A 16,387-nucleotide genomic window follows, 5' to 3' on the forward strand; every position below is an offset into this window, starting at 1 on the left:
GTTGAGAGGGGCACGCCATGGCTCACGTCGTCCGCAGGAACCAGGCACTCTCTCCGCCGACCAGAAGGCCCAGTTCGTCAACGCGGTACTGGAGGCCAAGCGCCGGGGCGCCTACGGCCAGTTCACCGAGATGCACGCGGAGGGCGCGCCCTGGTACCACCAGGTCCCCACCTTCCTGCCCCGGCACCGGGAGTTCGTCCGGATCTTCGAGGTCGCGGTGCACCGGCTCGCCGGGGACCAGCAGGCCACCATTGCGTACCGGGACTGGACGGACACCGTCGATCCCTGGTCGATCCGGGCGGACGACTTCATGGGCGGCGACGGCAGGGCCGGCGACGCCATCGTGACGACCGGCCCGTTCGCCTACGCCAACGGATGGACCTGCGTCGACCCCACCCGGTCGATCCCGGCGTTCCTCAGACGGCAGTTCGGAGCCGGCGGCCGCCAACTGCCCACGGCCGACGACGTGGAGGACTGCCTCCGGAAGACGCCGTGCCGCATCAGGACGGCGCGCGGACTCCGCGGTGGGCGTCCGAGACGCAGCGCACGTCTCCCGGGATGTACGTCATGCAGATGGACGGCGACCTCACCATCGACGACGCCGAGGGACACCGGGTGTGGAGCCTGGGCATCGACGGCACCGGCAACAGTCTCCGGCTGACCGAGGAGGGCGGCCTGGAGGTCAGCGGCCTGGCCGGCGCGATCGCGTGGCGGTCCACCCGGGACGTGACGGCCTGACCAGGGGACCCTCCCCGCCTCGTGCCCCGACGGTCTCCTGGCCGAGCTCGACGGCCAGGAGACCAGGCTTGATGATCACCTTCCGCAAACGCCTTCATTTACGATCCGCAATATTCACATCTTCATCACAATCGATCGCAGAATTTCTACCCTCTCCATGAACAACCGACCTGAGTGGTCAAGGATTCAACTGTGCGGCCGAATAACGATCAAACCGCCCGCACCGTGGCCAGCGGATATCCGGACATGGGAGATAGACCGGCGTATTCATCGCGTGGCGCACATCACTCCGTGATGTCAAGGGGTTGGCCGGGTAATACCCAGTCAGGTTGCCCGGGACACCGAAAAAGTGGTTGCATCACGGCTGAACACAATGACAGGAAGTCACAATTCGGCGCGGGGCCCGCATTTCTCAAGGCATTCGAAATCGCCGGCCGGCCGCAGCAAGGACAAGAACCGAGAACGGCAACCGCCCTCTCCGAACCGGGCGGCAGGCCCCGGTCAGGAGGGAGCAGCGTGAGTTGCTCGCACGCCGTGTCATGTCCCCTTTTCCCCCTACTCCGGGCGAGCTTGCACGGGTGGCGCGATTACTACTGCGACAGCCAGGACCAGTGGCACACCTGTGCCCGCTACAAGTCTTCGCTCGCGGGTGAGCGCGTGCCCATCAGCCTGCTGCCCAACGGAGCCGTAGCGCGGCACCTCGAGACCCCGGCCGCCGCGGAGACGGCCCGCGCGGGTATGCAGGGCGCAGGGATGCCCGGCGCGGGTATGCAGGGCGCAGGGATGCCCGGCGCGGGTATGCAGGGCGCAGGGATGCCCGGCGCGGGTATGCAGGGCGCCGGCGCGTACGGCGCGACCAACCCGGGGCAGGCGTGGCAGGCGCCCGCACAGGCCCCGCCGTCACAGCCCGATCCGTGGGCGCAGGGAGCCGGTTCCTGGTCCCAGCCGGGCACCGCTTCCTGGTCCCAGCCGGCCATGGCCGGGCATCACCAACCGTCATCACCCACCCTGACTCCCCAGCCCGGGGGTCGCCCCGACCGACGCGCGCGGCAGGCGTCCAGCCCGAGGCGCGGCTGGTGGGCTCGGCTCGCCGACTGGATGAGAGGCCCCGCATGAGTACGTACTGGCCCTGGTGGGCGGGAGCTGTCGGGCTCGCGCTGATCACCATCAACTTCACCCTCATCACCGACCGCTCCCTGGGTGTGTCGTCGGCGTGGGAGCGCGTGCTGAACTGGCGCAGCGAACGCGAACTCGAGCGGATGGACGAGGAGTTCGGCGACGACGAGGCGCTCGCAGCGGCGCTCGCCGCGGCCACCGCGGAGCACTTCGGCACGGTCGGCGCCCCCGCCGCGGCACCGGCTCCCTACCCGCAGGCGCAGCCGCCCCAGCCGGCCGTCGTCGAACCGGCGCCGGGTGCGGACTCCTCGGCCACGAACTCACGGCCCGCCCCGCTGGTCACCCAGGCCGCCCTGCTGGTGTCGGTCTTCTTCGGCGGACTGATCGCCGCGGTCACCTCCGGGCGGTTCCACGTGCGGTACGACATGGGCGCGGGCTTCCGGAGCCTGGTCACCGCCGACCCGGCCGTCATGGTCGGCGTGTTGTTCCTCGGCGGCGTCCTGGTCGGCTTCGGCACGCGACTGGCCGGCGGGTGCAGCTCCGGCCACGGTCTCAGCGGCTGCGGCCGGCTCCGTCCGGTCAGCATCGTCGCGACCGCCGTGTTCTTCGGCACCGCCGTCGCGGTGTCGTTCCTCCTGTGGAAGGTGATCTGATGCGTACCCGGGGCGCGATTCTGCTGGCCAACATCCTCACCGGACTGGGCCTGGGTTACGTCGTCACCAACATCGGCTTCGGCGACTTCGCCGAGCTGAACCGCATGTTCACCTTCCAGGACATGCGCATGTTCTACTCCTTCGCCGGCGCCGTCGCGATCATCGTGGTCGCGTTCGCCCTGGTGCGGGTCCGCCGCACCCCCGGGCGCATCCACGCCGGTGTGATCCCGGGCGCGGTGCTGTTCGGCACGGGCTGGGCGATCTCGGGCGGGTGCCCGACGATCCCGATCATCCAGGTCGCCAGCGGATACCTGCCCGCCTTCGTCACGATCGCCGGCATCGCCGTCGGCATGTGGCTGTGCCGCTGGGCCAGCAACCGGTTCTTCCAGTTCGACCGCGGCTCCTGCGGGATGTGACGCGGGGGAACCCGCGCCGTTCCCGAAGGACCGGGCCGGACGACCGACGACCGGACGACCGGACGACCGACAACCGACGACCGGACGACCGGACGACCGGACCAAAGTCACGCCATTGCGGCCCGGGGCCTCACGCCCCGGGCCACACTGCGTCAACGGCACTTGTGCGCATGGCACTTGGTGCGGTTCACCGGCGCGCCCGGGGTGGGTGCGGCGGTCGAGGGCGTCTTCTTGCCGGTCTTGGCGCCCCGCCCGCCAGGGGATGCGGACGGCGAGGGGGACGGGGCCCCGGGTTCGTCGGCGCCGTGGCCGAGGGGCGCGGGGGCGGGGAAGGGCGTGTCGGGCAGACCGGCGAGGGCGTCCCGCATGTACTGGGTCCAGATCTCGGTGGGGATGTCGCCGCCGAACACCTTCCGCAGGCCGCCGACACCGATCAGGGACTGCAACTGCGGGTGGGCCGGGTCCTCGCGGAAGAGGACGACGGAGGTGGCGAGCCGGGGGGTGTAGCCCACGAACCAGGCCGACTTGAAGTCGTCGGTGGTGCCCGTCTTGCCCGCGGCCGTCCGGCCGAGCGCCTGGGCCTTGGTGCCGGTGCCCCGGGCTATGACACCGCGGAGCACGTCCGTCACATTGCCGGCGACCTCCGCCGGCAGGGCCCGTACGGGGGCGGGGGCCGTGAAGCCGGGCAGGGGCGCGCCGTTGTGGACGACCTTCGTCACCGAGTACGGGGTGGCCTGCATCCCCTCGGCGGCGAAGGTCGCGTACGCGCCCGCCATGCGGATGGCGCTCGGTGTGGAGGTGCCGATGTAGAAGCCGGCGCTGGGGGCGGCGAGGCTGCTCGGGCGCAGGCCGAGGGCCTGTGCCGTGCGCGCCACACTGCCGTAGCCGACGTCCTCGCCGAGCTGGACGTACGGCGTGTTCACCGACTGCTCCATCGCCTTGCGCAGGGAGATGTAGCCCCAGCGCCGGGTGGTGTCGTTGTGCTGGTGGAGGAGGCCGGTGGGGTCCTTGGGGTCGGCGACGTAATTGCCCTGCTGGTCCTTGATCTTGAGTCCGTCGTCACCGTTGAACTTGCTGGCCGGGGTGATCGGCTTCGGGGACGTGCCGGGCCGCAGTACGGCCCCGTGCTGGAGCGCCGCGGCGAGGACGACGGGTTTGAAGGTCGAGCCGACCGGGACGCCGGAGGTGTCGGCGTTGTCGGAGAAGTGGTTGTGGTCGAAGCCGGGGCCGCCGTAGACGGCGAGGATCCTTCCGGTCGAAGGATCCACCGAGGCGGCTCCGACCTGGACGTTCCGGTCGACGGGCCGGTGGGCGGGGTCGAGGCGCTGCCCGCGCACCGCGGTGACGGCCCGGGCCAGGTGCGCCGTCCTCTTCCTGTCGAAGGTGGTGTGGATCTGGTAGCCGCCCCTGCTGAGGCTGCTGTCGGTGATGTTCCGGTCGTGAGCCTGAACGTAGGACCGGGCGAGCTGGACCAGGTAGCCGGTCTGGCCCGTGAGCCCCGAACCGGGGGTCCACTTCTTGGGGGCGGGGAATCCGGCGGCCGCGTAGCGCGCCCGCTGCTGGGGCGTCAGCCTGCCGATCTCGACCATCCGGTCGAGCACCCAGGACCAGCGTGCCTCCGCCTTCGCCCTGGCCACCGGGTCGGAGTCCGCGCGCTGGAAGAGGCTCGGCTCGTTGACCGCCGCGGCGAGGAAGGCTCCCCGGCTCACGTCGAGCTTCTCCACCGGCAGGTCGTAGTACATGCGGGCCGCGGCCTGGATGCCGTTGGCCTGGCGGCCGAAGAAGCAGGTGTTCAGATACCCCTGGAGGATCTGGTCCTTGGTCATGACGGCGCCGATCTTGGTGGAGATCAGCAGCTCCTTGAGCTTCCGTGAGACCGTCTGCGACTGGTCCAGGTAGGTGTTCTTGACGAACTGCTGGGTGATCGTCGAGCCGGACTGGACGGAGCCGCCCTCGGCCATGTCGACGACGGCGCGGAGGATTCCCTGCGGGTCGATGCCGGGGTCCGTGTAGAAGGACGCGTTCTCCGCGGCGATGAAGTCCCACCGCACGTCGGCGGGTACCTGCGCGAGCGTGGCGTTCTGCCGGTTGACGCTGCCGTCGGTCGCCAGGACCCTGCCGTCCGACCAGTAGTAGACGTTGTTCTGCAGCAGTGTCGTGGGATTGGGGTCGGGGATGGTGACCGTGGCGTAGGCGTAGCCGACGGCCGCCGCCGTGACGCCGGAGAAGAGCGCGAGGAACGCCAGCAGCTGACGCACCGACGGCAGCCAGCGGCGCGGGCCCGTCCTGGCCCCGCGCGGGTAGTCGATCCAGCGCTTCCGCTGCGGCGCCCGCCTCCGGGCGCGGCCCGGCACGTCGTGCCGGGGGGTCTGGTCACCGCGTGCGGCCCTGCGGCCCGTGGCGAGGTGTCCCCCGGCAGGCGTGCCGCCGGGAAAGCGCTGCGGCGGTCGGCGCCGGTGTCCGCTCATGGGCGCTGCTCACTGTCCTCTCAGTACGGTCGGGTGGTCTCGTGGTGTCCGGGCTGCCAGTGACCGGGGTGGGGCGGGGGCTGCTGCCGGGAGTCGTACGGCGCCTGCCGCTGGTGGGGGTCGTACGGCGCCTCTCGCGGGACACCGCCGTACGGGTCCGGGAGGGGGTGCGCGTCGTACGGGGCCGGCTGCTGGTACGGGTCGTACGGCGCCTCTCGCGGGACACCGCCGTACGGCGCCGGCTGCCGGAGGGGTTCGTACGGCCTCTGCCGTGGGAAGCCGCCGCCGTGTCCCGCCGGCACCGGGGCGTCGCCGTACGGCGCCTGCGCCGGGACGCCGTCGTACGGCGTCCGCCGCGGAGGGCCGTCGTACGGCGCCGGGTGGGCAGAGCCGGGGTCCTGCCGGGGAAGGCCGTGGCCGTCGTCGGGCGTCTCCGCGGCCACGGGGGCCCGCAGGCTGCCGTAGCGCTCCATGCGCTGCCACCGCAGCCGGGAGCCCGAGACGGCGGTGAAGACGGACTGGATCACCACCAGGTACATCAACTGCCGGTAGACGAACTGCTGCAGCGGCAGGCTCCACAGCGGGCCGGGCCGCTCCCCGTCCAGGCGGAAGGCGTACAGGCCCATCAGGAGCTGCAGCAGCAGGAAGGCCAGCCACAGCCCGACGATCCGGACCGGGTCGAGGAAGAACAGGCCGTACACGGCGAAGACGTCCACGACGGGTGCGAGCAGGGGCAGCAGCACCTGGAAGAGCAGCAGATAGACCAGGCCGCGGCGGCCCAGCTTCCCGGCCGCGCCGCGCTGCACCAGCGCGCCGCGGTGCTTCCACATCGCCTGGAGGGTGCCGTAGCACCAGCGGTACCGCTGCCGCCACAGGGCGTTCAGCGACGCGGGCGCCTCGGTCCAGGCCACCGCGCCCTCCTCGTACACCACGCGCCAGCCGTCGCGGCACAGCGCCATGGTGAGGTCGGTGTCCTCGGCGAGGGTGACGTCGCTGACGCCCCCCAGTTCGAGCAGCGCACGGCGGCGGAACGCGCCGACCGCTCCGGGCACGGTCGGCATGCACTCGGCGAGGTCGAACAGGCGGCGGTCGAGGTTGAACCCGACCACGTACTCGATGTGCTGCCAGCGGCCCAGCAGACCGCCGCGGTTGACGACCTTGGCGTTGCCCGAGACGGCGCCCACGTGGGGGTCGGCGAAGGGCTGCACGATCGCGCCGACGGTGTCGGAGTCGAAGACCGTGTCGCCGTCGACCATGACCACCAGGTCGTGGGTCGCGGCCGCGAGTCCGGTGTTGAGCGCGGCGGGCTTGCCCGCGTTCTGCTGCCGGATCACCCGTACCGGCAGGCGGAGCGACTCCACCAGGTTGGCGGTGCCGTCGGTCGAACCGTCGTCCACCACGATGATCTCCACCGGATGGTCCGAGGCGAGCAGGGAGCGCACGGCCGCCTCGATCCCGGCGCTCTCGTTGTACGCGGGGACGATGACGCTGACCGGCTCGGTCACCGGCGGCCCCCAGGACGCGCCCCGGCTCGCCGTCCGAAGCCGCCGGTGCCGGCGGGCGGCGATCAGGACGACCACCGCGCGCAGCACGCTGATCGCGCCGGCCGCGTACATCAGCAGGCCCAGCAGCCACACCAGCCAGTCGCCGCCCTGCAGCACCCGGATCAGGGCCAGCCCCTGCAGATGGTCGCCGAGGCCGGCGGACCGGACGGGCGGGGCCATGCCGACCGCGTCGGAGACCGTGGCGAAGGTGAAGCCCCGCGCCTTGAGCCGGGGCACCAGCGTGCCCAGCGCGGCGACGGTCTGCGACCGGTCGCCGCCGCCGTCGTGCATCAGCACGATCTGCCCGGCGTGGCCGTGCGGTGTCGCCCGGGCGAGGACGCGGTCCGTGCCGGGGCGCTGCCAGTCCCCGGCGTCCCGGGTGGAGAGCACCGTGACGTAGCCCGCCGCGCCGGCCTGCCGGAGGACGGACCAGTCGGCGTCGTCCAGCATGTCGTTCTCCGAGGAGTACGGCGGTCTCAGCAGCGCGGTGGTGACGCCGGCCGCGCCGGCCACCGCCAGCTGCGTCTCGCGCAGTTCCAGGGAACGCTGCCAGGGGGCGAGGCGGGACAGGTCGGGATGGGTGAAGGTGTGGATGCCGATCTGGTGGCCCTCGGCGACGATCCGGCGGACCAGCTCCGGGTGGGCGACGGCCTGGGTGCCGACGACGAAGAAGGTCGCGTGCACATGGTTGCGGCGGAGCACGTCCAGGATGCGCGGGGTCCAGACGGGGTCGGGGCCGTCGTCGAAGGTCAGCGCCACGGTGCGGGCCTTCACCCGGGCGGTGTGCGCTGTGCCGGCGGCGTTCGCGATCACGGGGCCGCCGTGGGTCACCTGACGCGGCACCGCCTCGCTCCGGCCGCGGGCGCCGGACGCGTCGTCCGACGTGATGCCGAACATGTGGTGGGTGTAGCCCTGCAGCAGGAGGGCCGTCGCCAGGGTCACCGTGAGCACGCTCAGCAGCAGCCAGTGGGTGCGGGGGGTGATCTGGCGGGTGCGGCTGCGGCCACGGCGCGCGGGGGCGGTGTGGCGTCGGCGGTCGGTCACGTCGGGGGCCTGGCTCACTTCACGGGGTTGCGGGTCGAGCCGACGCCGCGGCCCTGGGACACGGAGGTGGGGGCGGCGGTCGTGGTCGCCGTCGGAGTCGAGGCCGAGGTCGGGGACGTGGTCCCGGTGGGGGCCGCGGTGGTCCCGGAGGTGGCCACGGGGGTGGCGGAGCCGGTCGGCCGGTCGGCCGGGCCGACGGCCGCCCGCGTCGCGGTGGAGCGGGAGTTCCGTGGCGCCGCGACGGAGTCGGTGGTCCCGGACGACTGCTCCGTACCGGGCGCGGTGTCGGGTGCGCTCGCCCCGGGGGCGGCCGGGTGCGGGGAGTGCGGCTGCGGGACGGCCGGGGAGCTGATGCTGGGTCCGCCGAGCACGGTGCTGATCAGCAGGGCGACGTAGCCGCCTGCGGGGATCAGCAGCAGCCGGGTGGCGCGCAGGACGCGGCGCTGGCGTCGCCCCGAGGAGTCGACGAAGACGGGCCGCACCGCCTCGCCCGCCGCGTCCGGTTCCGGACCCGGTGGCGGTTCCGCCGCCACTTCCGGTACGGCAGGGACGGGGGTGGCGAACTCCGGGGGCGGCACGGTGAGGGCGTCACCGTAGCGGGCGTCCCACACCGTCGTGGCCGGGCCGGGGCCGGCCGCGTAGAGGTGCGTGCCGGGGGCGTGGGGGTACGTGCCCGTCGTGAAGGCGGCGTGCCCCGGGTGCGTCCCGTACGCGGGTTCCGGGGACCAGGGCAGGGTGGCCGTGTCGGTGGTGGCGGTGCCGCCGTATGCGTGCCCGTACGTGTACCCGTGGCCGTATCCGTGGCCCTGGCCCTGGCCCTGGGCGTACGGGTACCCGGCACCGGCGTACGGGTCCTGGCCGTACGCCGCGCCGCTGTCGTTCGTCCACTGCACGAGTCGTGCCCCCTGTCCTGGCCGACGACCGGCATGGTCGTCCGCATGGAAAGAGCGCACGCGGCCGAAAGTGTTACACCCGGGCGACCTTCACGTGCCCCGGGCGGGCAGCCACTTCACCACCGCCTCGCCGCAGTCGGCCGTCCGCGTGTAGAACGCCGTCAGCTCGCGGTGTCCCGTGATGAACGCGCCCCACGTCTCGGGCTCCGCCCGCGCACCGCCGTAGCGCGGCAGCAGTTCGTCGCGGGCGAAGAACCACAGCGCGTCGAAGTCGGCGGTGGTCAGGAACCTGGCCACCCGGCGGGCCTGGGCCGCCGTCAGCACCAGGAGCTGCGGCTTGCGCGGGTCGGCGCGAGGCACCGGCCGGCCGCCGAGGACCACCTGGGCCTGGGGCCGGTCGGCGGCGCGATGCGGGGAGACGCCGGCGTAGATGCGCTCCTGGTCCAGATAGCGCCCGTCCAGCACCTCCTCGCGGTGCCGGACGACCCGGTGCCGGACGGTCGCCGAGTCGTCCTCGAACAGCCGTTCAAGCCAGGTCGCACTGTTGCGCAGCGCCGGGGGCGGCACCGCTCGCAGACGGAGGTACGCGCTCATGCCAGGAGGAGCGCACCGGGGTGCCGAAGCGTCACGCGGGCGGAGGGACCGCCAGGTCCGGGGGCTCCCGCACCGTCGCACTTCCGTCGTACGGCCGGAGGGGGCCTCCCGGGCCCCGTCGCGGGGAAGCGCGCGGATCCGGGTGATGGATCGGCCGGTGACCTCGCTTCTCCGTACGTGACGACACAGCAGGAGACGAGACCCGACGCCGCGGCCAAGCCCGTGCGCTGGGCGGCGGACGTGGTGGCGACGATGCGCGAGGGGGCCCGGCTGCGCCTCGACTACTCGGCACCGAGCCTGTGGCGCGTCGACCGGATCATCGCCGACCTCCGGCGGGAGGAGACGCCGTACGCCGCCGTCGAGAGGGTGTTGCGCTCCTTCGGGGCGTACGCGGGTGAGGTGATCGTCCGCCAGGCCGACGCCGAGTGGTGGGCGGTGGACGGCGACCACCGGATCCGCACGGCGGACGGACGGCTGTGGGACCCCATCGACGAGGCCCGCCGCTGCTTCGCCGGACACGGTTCGCTGCGGCTGCTGTGCCGCGACGCGACGGCCGGCGCGGCGGCGGCCGCTCCCGTACCGGCGGGGGCGCCCTCACCGGCGCCCGGGGATCGCCGGCCTCGTTGACGCCGGGAGATGTGCGGGCGGCCGGAACCCCATGCAGTGGGAGGGGCTCCGGCCGCCCGCGGCCCTCTCCGTGCCGCTCCCGGGGGGAGTGGGAGAGCAGCACGGAGAGAGATCCGGGGGTGGATCGCGGCGTCGGGATCCGGCCAGGTGGTCGCTCTCGACCTGTCCCGGGCGGACTCGGCACTCATGAAGCGCACGGCCGGCGTGAAACGTCACCCGGCACACCTGCGCCGAAGTGAAGACACGTGGTGCGTTGTGACATTTCTGTGCGAGCGGACGCTGGTCATCATGGGGCCGTCGACGCGATCGGGCGCACGGCGGAGGCATGGACTCGCTGTGAATTCGGCGCGAACGAGGACAGTTTTGAGCCAGGTACGGCAACCCGGGCGCGTGGCGGCGAACGGGGAACTGGGCGCGGCGGTGGCGCGGGCCCAGGAGGGCGACGAGACCGCTTTCGCCGTGGCCTACCGGATCGTCCAGCCGGGGCTGCTCGGCTATCTGCACGGGATCGTCGGTGACGACGCGGAGGACGTGGCGTCCGACGCATGGCTGGAGATCGCCCGTGACCTCGGACGCTTCAAGGGCGACGGAGCCGGGTTCCGCGGCTGGACGGCGACCATCGCCCGGCACCGGGCCCTGGACCACCTGCGCCGCCAGCGCGTGCGGCCCCGGGCGGGGGGCACCGAACAGGACGTCCTGGACCTGCCCAGCCCGCACAGCACCCACGACCTGGCCCTGGAGTCCCTCTCCACCGAGCGGGCCCTGGAACTGGTCCGCGGACTGCCCCGGGACCAGGCCGAGGCCGTGCTCCTGCGGGTCGTCGTCGGCCTGGACGGTCCCGCCGCCGCACGCGTCCTCGGCAAGCGCCCGGGGGCGGTGCGCACGGCCGCCCACCGGGGCCTGAAACGCCTCGCCCGCCAGCTGGGTCTGGGCGACGAGGAGGGCGAGGGTGTGACGGATGAGGCTCCACGCACGCTTGGGGAGTCGAAATGAATCGAACTTGCCGTACAGGAACGGAAGCGGACATGGGTGAACGGCTGAGCGGCGGCGGAGTCAGAGGCCGTCGACGTGCGCACCCTCACGGCGAGGTGTCCGGCCGGTGGGACGACGTGCGGGAGACCGCCGCGCTGGAAGCGGCGCTCGCCGCCGCCCTGCGCGGAGGCGATCCCGCCCCCGCGGCCGAGCAGTGGGCCGTGGCCGCCTACCGGTCCGCCCGCGGCACGGGCGCGCACCGGTCGCGCACCCGCCGCCGGGACGACTGGCGGCAGCCCGAGGAGCGGCGGTCCGGACGCCCGATGAAGACGACGTTCGGCGTGGTGTTCGCCAGCCTGGCGCTGGGCGGTGTCGCGGTCGCGGCCATCGGTTCCGCCGGCTCGTCCGCGGACCGAGCCGGTGCCGGCCCGGGAGCCGCGCACCCGTCGGCGACCGCCTCGGACCGGCCGGGCGGTGCCCTCTCGTCGTCCTCCGGCGACCGCGGACCGACGGGCCGCCCGGCCTCCGCCCAGGACACCGAGGCGCACTGCCGCGCCTACGAGAAGGTCAAGGACCGCGGCAAGGCGCTCGACTCCACGGCCTGGCGGCGGCTCGTCGAGGCGGCCGGCGGCAAGGACCAGGTCCCCGCGTACTGCTCCGAGCAGCTCGCGCACGCGACGGCCGGGCCGGGCGGCACCGGCAGACCGGCCGGAGGCGCGACGGCGGCCGGCAAGGACACGGCGGGGAACCCGGGCAGCTCCGGCGGCGACACCTCCGGCAACGGCACGTCCGGCAGCGGCTCCGGCGGCACGGGCAACGCGGCCGGCGGCGGCCCGACCGGCGGCGACCGGAGCGGCGGCAGCGGCGGGAGCGGCGGCAGCGGCGGCAGCCGCAGGTAGGCGGCGGCGGGAAGCCCGGGGCGGTCGGCACCCGCGCCGGGATTCACGTGGACGTGGACTCTCCGGAGACTCTCGCGGGCACGCCGTCCGCCGTTCTCCGGGGCTTCCCTCCCCGGGCGCCGGGCCCCGCGGGCTCGCCGTCGAGGTGCGTCCGCCGTGCCGCCTCGGGCGCCTCGGCCCGCTCCGCGATCAGACCGGCGACCGAGTCCTTCACGAGGCCGAAGAGTTCGCGGCCGAGCGAGCGTCCCGCGGCGGCGAAGAGATCGGGGTAGAAGCCGGGGAAGGTGTTCTCGTCCACGATGACGGGCCGCCCCTCGCTCCGGATCAGATCGAAGCCGACCAGCGGCAGGCCCAGGGCCCGCTGGGCGAGCCGCGCGAGGCGGGCGTGTGCCGGGGGGACGTCGCAGGCGTCGACGTCGCCGCCGACGGCCTCCGGGTCGTACACCTTCCAGGCGCCGGTGGACATCCGGGTGAAACGGTGAGCGCGCTTGCGGTAGCCGTACATCAGCGTGCCGTTGACGAGGGTGGTGCCGACCCAGTCCGCGGGACCGCGGTGGGGGCAGAAGCGCTCCAGCAGGAACGTGCTCTCCGTGCCGGCCGCGACGGTGCTGTCGAGGTAGCCCGCCAGGTCCCGCAGGGTGGCGAAGTCCTCGATCAGCAGGACTCCCCGGCCGTACGAGCCGAGCCGGGGTTTCAGCAGGGCGCGGCCCCACTCGGCGAGGACCGGGGCGGCCGCCGCCGTGTCGCGGCGGTCGAGGAGGATCGTGTCGGGGACCGGGAGGCCGGCCCGGGACAGCCGCAGGTGCGCCCGGTACTTGTCCAGGCCCGTCGCGAAGCGATCCGGGTCGGGGACGACGGGGACGTCCAGGCTCAGTGTGCGCAGCGCCTCCAGGGTGTAGCCGCAGGGGTCCCGGGCCGTCCAGGCGTGCCAGACGTAGAGGTCGAGGTCGTTGAGGCAGACCTCGCCGCAGTACACCCTGCCGTCGCGGACGCATGAGCGGCGGATGTCCAGGCCGTGCGCGAACTCGACGTCAGGGAGGGTCGCCAGCAGGTCCATCAGCAGCGCGTGGTCGTCGGCCGGGATCCTGCCGATCTCCGCGCGAGCGGCCGGCGCCGGCGTTCCGCCGCGGGGGGCGGGCGGCAGAAAGGTGCCCACTGTCAGCATGGCCGTCTCCGCCGTCCGGGACCGGTCGAGGGGGGTCTCCCCAGAGCAGCACATCGCGCCGACGGCCGCATCTCGGCGGCCCGCGGGTGCCGCCCCGTGGGCGCTGCCGGCGCGGTCGTCCGCCACGGTGCGCCACCACCCGCCCCGACGCGCCCGTCCACCACGGTGCCCCACCCACCGGCCCCCGCCCGACCGGACGCCGACAAGTGGCCGGGCCCGGCGGGCATGCCTACGTTCGTCCCATGGGCACCGACGACGCGACCGGGTCGCGGAACACGGCAGCGGACGAGGACGTCGCGCACCTGCTGGTGCGCTGTCTGCGCGCCGAGGGCGTCGAGTACGTCTTCGGGATCCCCGGTGAGGAGAACATCCGCTTCGTCGACGCGCTGAACGGCTCCGGGATCCGGTACGTCCTGGTGCGCCACGAGCAGGCCGCCTCCTTCATGGCGGAGATCTACGGCCGGCTGACCGGACGGGCCGGCGTGTGCTCGGCCACGCTGGGGCCCGGCGCGATCAATCTGCTCCTCGGCACCGCGGACGCCACCACCAACAGCACGCCGATGGTCGCCCTGGCCGCCCAGGGCTCCCTGCGCCGTATGCACAAGGAGTCGCACCAGGTCATCGACCTGGTGTCGATGTTCGCTCCGGTCACCCGGTGGGCGGCGCGCGTCGAGTGCCCGGACGCGGTGCCGGAGATGACGCGCAAGGCGTTCAAGACCGCCGAGAGCGAACGCCCCGGCGCCGTGTTCCTGGCGGTGCCGGAGGACATCGAGGCCGAGCACCCCGCCGAGCCGCTGGCGCCCCTCCAGATCGACACGGTGCACGCCGACGCGCCGTCCCTCACCCAGATCGCGCGGGCCGCCGAGGTGCTCACCGCCGCACGGCACCCGGTCGTGCTGGCCGGTCACGGCGCCACCCGGGCCGGGGCGGGCGACGCCCTCGTACGGTTCGCCGAGCGGCTCGGCATCCCGGTCGCGACCACGTTCCACGCCAAGGGCGTCTTCCCCGACGACCACCCGAGCGCCCTCGGCGCGGTCGGCTTCATGCGCCACGACTACGGCAACTTCGGCTTCGACGCGGCCGACGTGCTGGTCTGTGTGGGCTACGAGATCCAGGAGTTCGACCCGGCGAAGATCAACCCGAACGGCGACAAGCGGATCGTCCACGTGCACCGCTTCCCCGCCGAGGTGGACACCCACTACCCGGTCGCGGTGGGCGTCGAGGGCGACCCCTCACTGGCGCTGGACGCGCTCGCGGCGGCACTGCCCGACGAGCTCGCCTACGACCCGGTGAGCAGCGGGAAGATCCGCACGCTGCTCGACGACGAACTCCGCTACGGGCGCGAGAGCGACGCGTTCCCCCTGGTGCCGCAGCGCGTGGTGGCCGACGTCCGCACCGCGCTCGACCGCCACGACGTCGTGCTCGCCGACACCGGCGCCGGAAAGATGTGGATGGCCCGCCTCTACCCCACCTACGAGCCGAACACCTGCCTGGTCTCCAACGGCCTGTCCACCATGGGCTTCGCGCTGCCGGGCGCCATCGCCGCCAAGCTCGCCCGGCCGGACCGGCGCGTCCTGGCGATGATGGGCGACGGCTCGTTCCTGATGAACTCCCAGGAACTGGAGACCGCCGTACGCGAAGGCGTCCCGCTGGTCGTCCTCGTCCTGGTCGACCAGGAGTACGGCCTGATCACCTGGAAGATGGAACTCGAACTCGGCCGCCACAGCCACACCCGTTTCACCAACCCGGACCTGGTCGCCTACGCCGAGAGCTTCGGCGCCCGCGGCTACGCGATCGAGAGCGCCGACCAGCTGCTGCCCGTGCTGCGCCGCGCCCTCACCGACGACGCGGTCTCCGTGATCGCCTGTCCCGTCGACTACGCCGAGAACCTGCGCCTGACCGACCGGCTGGGCAGTCTCAGCGGCCCGTTCTGACCCGGCGGCGACCCGGCCGGTCCCCGGGGGCCGCACGGGGCCGCACCGGGGGCGGCGGCCCGGTTCGGGCGCGTGGGACGCGGGGCGTGGGTGGACCATCAGGAGGCGGAGAGGGACGCTGTTGTCATGCGGTGGCTCCGTGGTACTCCCGGATCCGCGGCGGGCGGTCACGGCCGGGTCCTTCTCAGAGTCGAGCAGTGCGTACCCTTCGCGGTCGTACTCGTCGGTCTGGGCATCGAACTCTCACCGGCGCACTTCGTCTACACCGGGCCGCTCCTCACCGCGATGCCGCCGCTCGCCGCGCTGACCATGGGCCCGGTGGGCACCCTGTCGGCGGCCACCGGCGCCCTGGCGGTCACCAGCACGTCCGCCACGCTGCACCACTCGTGGGCCGGCGAGCAGGTGTACAGCAACATGCTGGGCCTGTTCGTGGTGTCCGTCGCGTCCGTCACCATAAGCAACCTCATGCGGACGCGCAGGAAGAACGAGCTCGACCAGATCCGCCGTATCGCGGAAGCCGCGCAGCTGGTCCTGCTGCGGCCCGTGTGCCCCCGGCTGGGCCCGCTGCGGGCCGCCAGCATCTACCTCGCGGCCGAGGCCGGGGCGCAGATCGGCGGTGATCTGTACGAGGCGGTGCAGACCCGGTACGGGGTCCGGTTGATCGTGGGCGACGTCCGGGGGAAGGGGCTGCCCGCGGTGCAGGCGGCCGCGGCGGTGCTGGGCGCGTTCCGGGAGACCGTCCACTACGAGCGCGACCTGGTCGAGGTCATCGACCACTGCGCGGCCGCCCTGCGCCGGGAGTGCGCCACCGCCGACCACGACGAGGAGTACCGGGCGGAGTGCTTCGTCACCACGGTCGTCGCCCAGGTGTCGAGCACGTCCGAGGTCGAGCTGGTCAACCGCGGGCATCCGCCTCCCCTGCTGCTGCACGAGGGCAGGGCCCGGCCCCTCGCCCCCCGGGTGCCGATGCCGCCGCTGGGTCTGGAGGACCTGCTGTCCGGCCCGCCCGCCGGCACCGAGCGCCATCCGTTCGCGCCGGGCGACCGGCTGCTCCTGCACACCGACGGCGTGGTGGAGGCACGCGACAGCTCCGACATCTTCTTCCCGCTGCCCGAGGCCATGGAGGCGGTGCGCGCCCACGGTCCCGAGGAGTTCCTGGAGCAGCTGCACCAGCGGTTGCTCCGGCACACCGAGGACTCGCTCGCGGACGACGTCGCCATGATCCTCGTCGACCGGCTCCCGGAGAGCGCCGAGCTCTGCCCCCACCCCGCGAAGGGCGGCGCGGGGTCACGACGCGCGGGCGGCGGCGAAGGACGGTAGAAGT

At 73.3% G+C, this 16,387-nt stretch carries 13 protein-coding genes and 1 pseudogene; 9 read left to right on the forward strand and 5 right to left on the reverse strand.

Going from position 1 to position 16,387, the window contains the following annotated elements; translation table 11 throughout:
• Position 1 precedes the first annotated feature (1 nt).
• The 4 genes and pseudogenes from ACIQ9G_RS18885 to ACIQ9G_RS18900 all read left to right on the forward strand — a co-directional run.
• Positions 2–367 (forward strand): annotated as a pseudogene (locus tag ACIQ9G_RS18885) (tyrosinase family protein); the annotation flags it as partial.
• Positions 368–492: 125 nt separating this feature from the next.
• Positions 493–738 (forward strand): hypothetical protein, encoded by a 246-nt coding sequence (locus tag ACIQ9G_RS18890; protein WP_403611328.1) that lies wholly within the window; start codon positions 493–495, stop codon positions 736–738.
• Positions 739–1,850: 1,112 nt separating this feature from the next.
• A complete protein-coding gene (locus tag ACIQ9G_RS18895; RefSeq protein ID WP_403610559.1) occupies positions 1,851–2,507 on the forward strand; it encodes a YeeE/YedE family protein in 657 nt (218 codons plus the stop codon).
• Complete coding sequence (locus ACIQ9G_RS18900) at positions 2,507–2,923, forward strand: YeeE/YedE thiosulfate transporter family protein (RefSeq protein ID WP_403610562.1); 417 nt, start codon at positions 2,507–2,509, stop codon at positions 2,921–2,923. Before ACIQ9G_RS18895 ends, ACIQ9G_RS18900 begins: the two co-directional genes overlap by 1 nt.
• A 152-nt stretch (positions 2,924–3,075) precedes the next feature.
• Here the strand turns inward: ACIQ9G_RS18900 and ACIQ9G_RS18905 are convergent, their stop codons facing one another.
• From ACIQ9G_RS18905 to ACIQ9G_RS18920, 4 genes are all read right to left on the reverse strand, one after another.
• On the reverse strand, positions 3,076–5,391 hold the full coding sequence (locus tag ACIQ9G_RS18905; protein ID WP_403610564.1) for a transglycosylase domain-containing protein: 2,316 nt from the start codon (positions 5,389–5,391) through the stop codon (positions 3,076–3,078).
• 20 nt (positions 5,392–5,411) lie between these two features.
• Positions 5,412–7,997: a glycosyltransferase gene (locus ACIQ9G_RS18910; protein WP_403610567.1), complete on the reverse strand. Its 2,586-nt coding sequence runs from the start codon at positions 7,995–7,997 to the stop codon at positions 5,412–5,414.
• Positions 7,994–8,872, reverse strand: a complete 879-nt coding sequence (locus tag ACIQ9G_RS18915; protein ID WP_403610569.1) for a hypothetical protein — start codon at positions 8,870–8,872, stop codon at positions 7,994–7,996. The genes ACIQ9G_RS18910 and ACIQ9G_RS18915 overlap by 4 nt, the downstream gene beginning before the upstream one ends.
• A 90-nt stretch (positions 8,873–8,962) precedes the next feature.
• Positions 8,963–9,466, reverse strand: coding sequence for a DUF1877 family protein (locus ACIQ9G_RS18920; protein WP_403610572.1), 504 nt, complete (start codon positions 9,464–9,466; stop codon positions 8,963–8,965).
• A gap of 177 nt (positions 9,467–9,643) precedes the next feature.
• Between ACIQ9G_RS18920 and ACIQ9G_RS18925 the strand changes: the two genes are divergently transcribed.
• From ACIQ9G_RS18925 to ACIQ9G_RS18935, 3 genes are all read left to right on the forward strand, one after another.
• Complete coding sequence (locus ACIQ9G_RS18925) at positions 9,644–10,093, forward strand: hypothetical protein (protein WP_403610574.1); 450 nt, start codon at positions 9,644–9,646, stop codon at positions 10,091–10,093.
• A gap of 288 nt (positions 10,094–10,381) precedes the next feature.
• A complete protein-coding gene (locus ACIQ9G_RS18930) occupies positions 10,382–11,086 on the forward strand; it encodes an RNA polymerase sigma factor (protein ID WP_403610577.1) in 705 nt (234 codons plus the stop codon).
• Positions 11,087–11,181: 95 nt separating this feature from the next.
• Entirely contained in the window at positions 11,182–11,964 is a 783-nt protein-coding gene (locus ACIQ9G_RS18935) for a hypothetical protein (RefSeq protein WP_403610580.1), read from the forward strand.
• Positions 11,965–12,007: 43 nt separating this feature from the next.
• Here ACIQ9G_RS18935 and ACIQ9G_RS18940 read toward each other — a convergent pair whose 3' ends face one another.
• A complete protein-coding gene (locus ACIQ9G_RS18940) occupies positions 12,008–13,129 on the reverse strand; it encodes a RimK family alpha-L-glutamate ligase (RefSeq protein ID WP_403610583.1) in 1,122 nt (373 codons plus the stop codon).
• Positions 13,130–13,371: 242 nt separating this feature from the next.
• Here ACIQ9G_RS18940 and ACIQ9G_RS18945 point away from each other — a divergent pair, with 242 nt between their 5' ends.
• Positions 13,372–15,063, forward strand: a complete 1,692-nt coding sequence (locus ACIQ9G_RS18945) for an acetolactate synthase large subunit (protein ID WP_403610585.1) — start codon at positions 13,372–13,374, stop codon at positions 15,061–15,063.
• A 126-nt stretch (positions 15,064–15,189) separates the two neighbouring features.
• Positions 15,190–16,383, forward strand: a complete 1,194-nt coding sequence (locus ACIQ9G_RS18950; protein ID WP_403610588.1) for a PP2C family protein-serine/threonine phosphatase — start codon at positions 15,190–15,192, stop codon at positions 16,381–16,383.
• The last annotated feature ends 4 nt before the right edge of the window (positions 16,384–16,387 follow it).

This window comes from Streptomyces sp. NPDC096152, from assembly GCF_044763235.1.
Taxonomy (GTDB): Bacteria; Actinomycetota; Actinomycetes; order Streptomycetales; family Streptomycetaceae; genus Streptomyces.

Excerpts from the sequence above, each read along its gene's own strand:
- ACIQ9G_RS18895 (WP_403610559.1), top strand. The coding sequence starts at position 1,851 with ATGAGTACGTACTGGCCCTGGTGGGCGGGAGCTGTCGGGCTCGCGCTG.
- ACIQ9G_RS18900 (WP_403610562.1), top strand. The coding sequence starts at position 2,507 with ATGCGTACCCGGGGCGCGATTCTGCTGGCCAACATCCTCACCGGACTG.
- ACIQ9G_RS18905 (WP_403610564.1), bottom strand. The coding sequence starts at position 5,391 with ATGAGCGGACACCGGCGCCGACCGCCGCAGCGCTTTCCCGGCGGCACG.
- ACIQ9G_RS18920 (WP_403610572.1), bottom strand. The coding sequence starts at position 9,466 with ATGAGCGCGTACCTCCGTCTGCGAGCGGTGCCGCCCCCGGCGCTGCGC.
- ACIQ9G_RS18930 (WP_403610577.1), top strand. The coding sequence starts at position 10,382 with ATGGGGCCGTCGACGCGATCGGGCGCACGGCGGAGGCATGGACTCGCT.
- ACIQ9G_RS18940 (WP_403610583.1), bottom strand. The coding sequence starts at position 13,129 with ATGCTGACAGTGGGCACCTTTCTGCCGCCCGCCCCCCGCGGCGGAACG.
- ACIQ9G_RS18945 (WP_403610585.1), top strand. The coding sequence starts at position 13,372 with ATGGGCACCGACGACGCGACCGGGTCGCGGAACACGGCAGCGGACGAG.
- ACIQ9G_RS18950 (WP_403610588.1), top strand. The coding sequence starts at position 15,190 with ATGCGGTGGCTCCGTGGTACTCCCGGATCCGCGGCGGGCGGTCACGGC.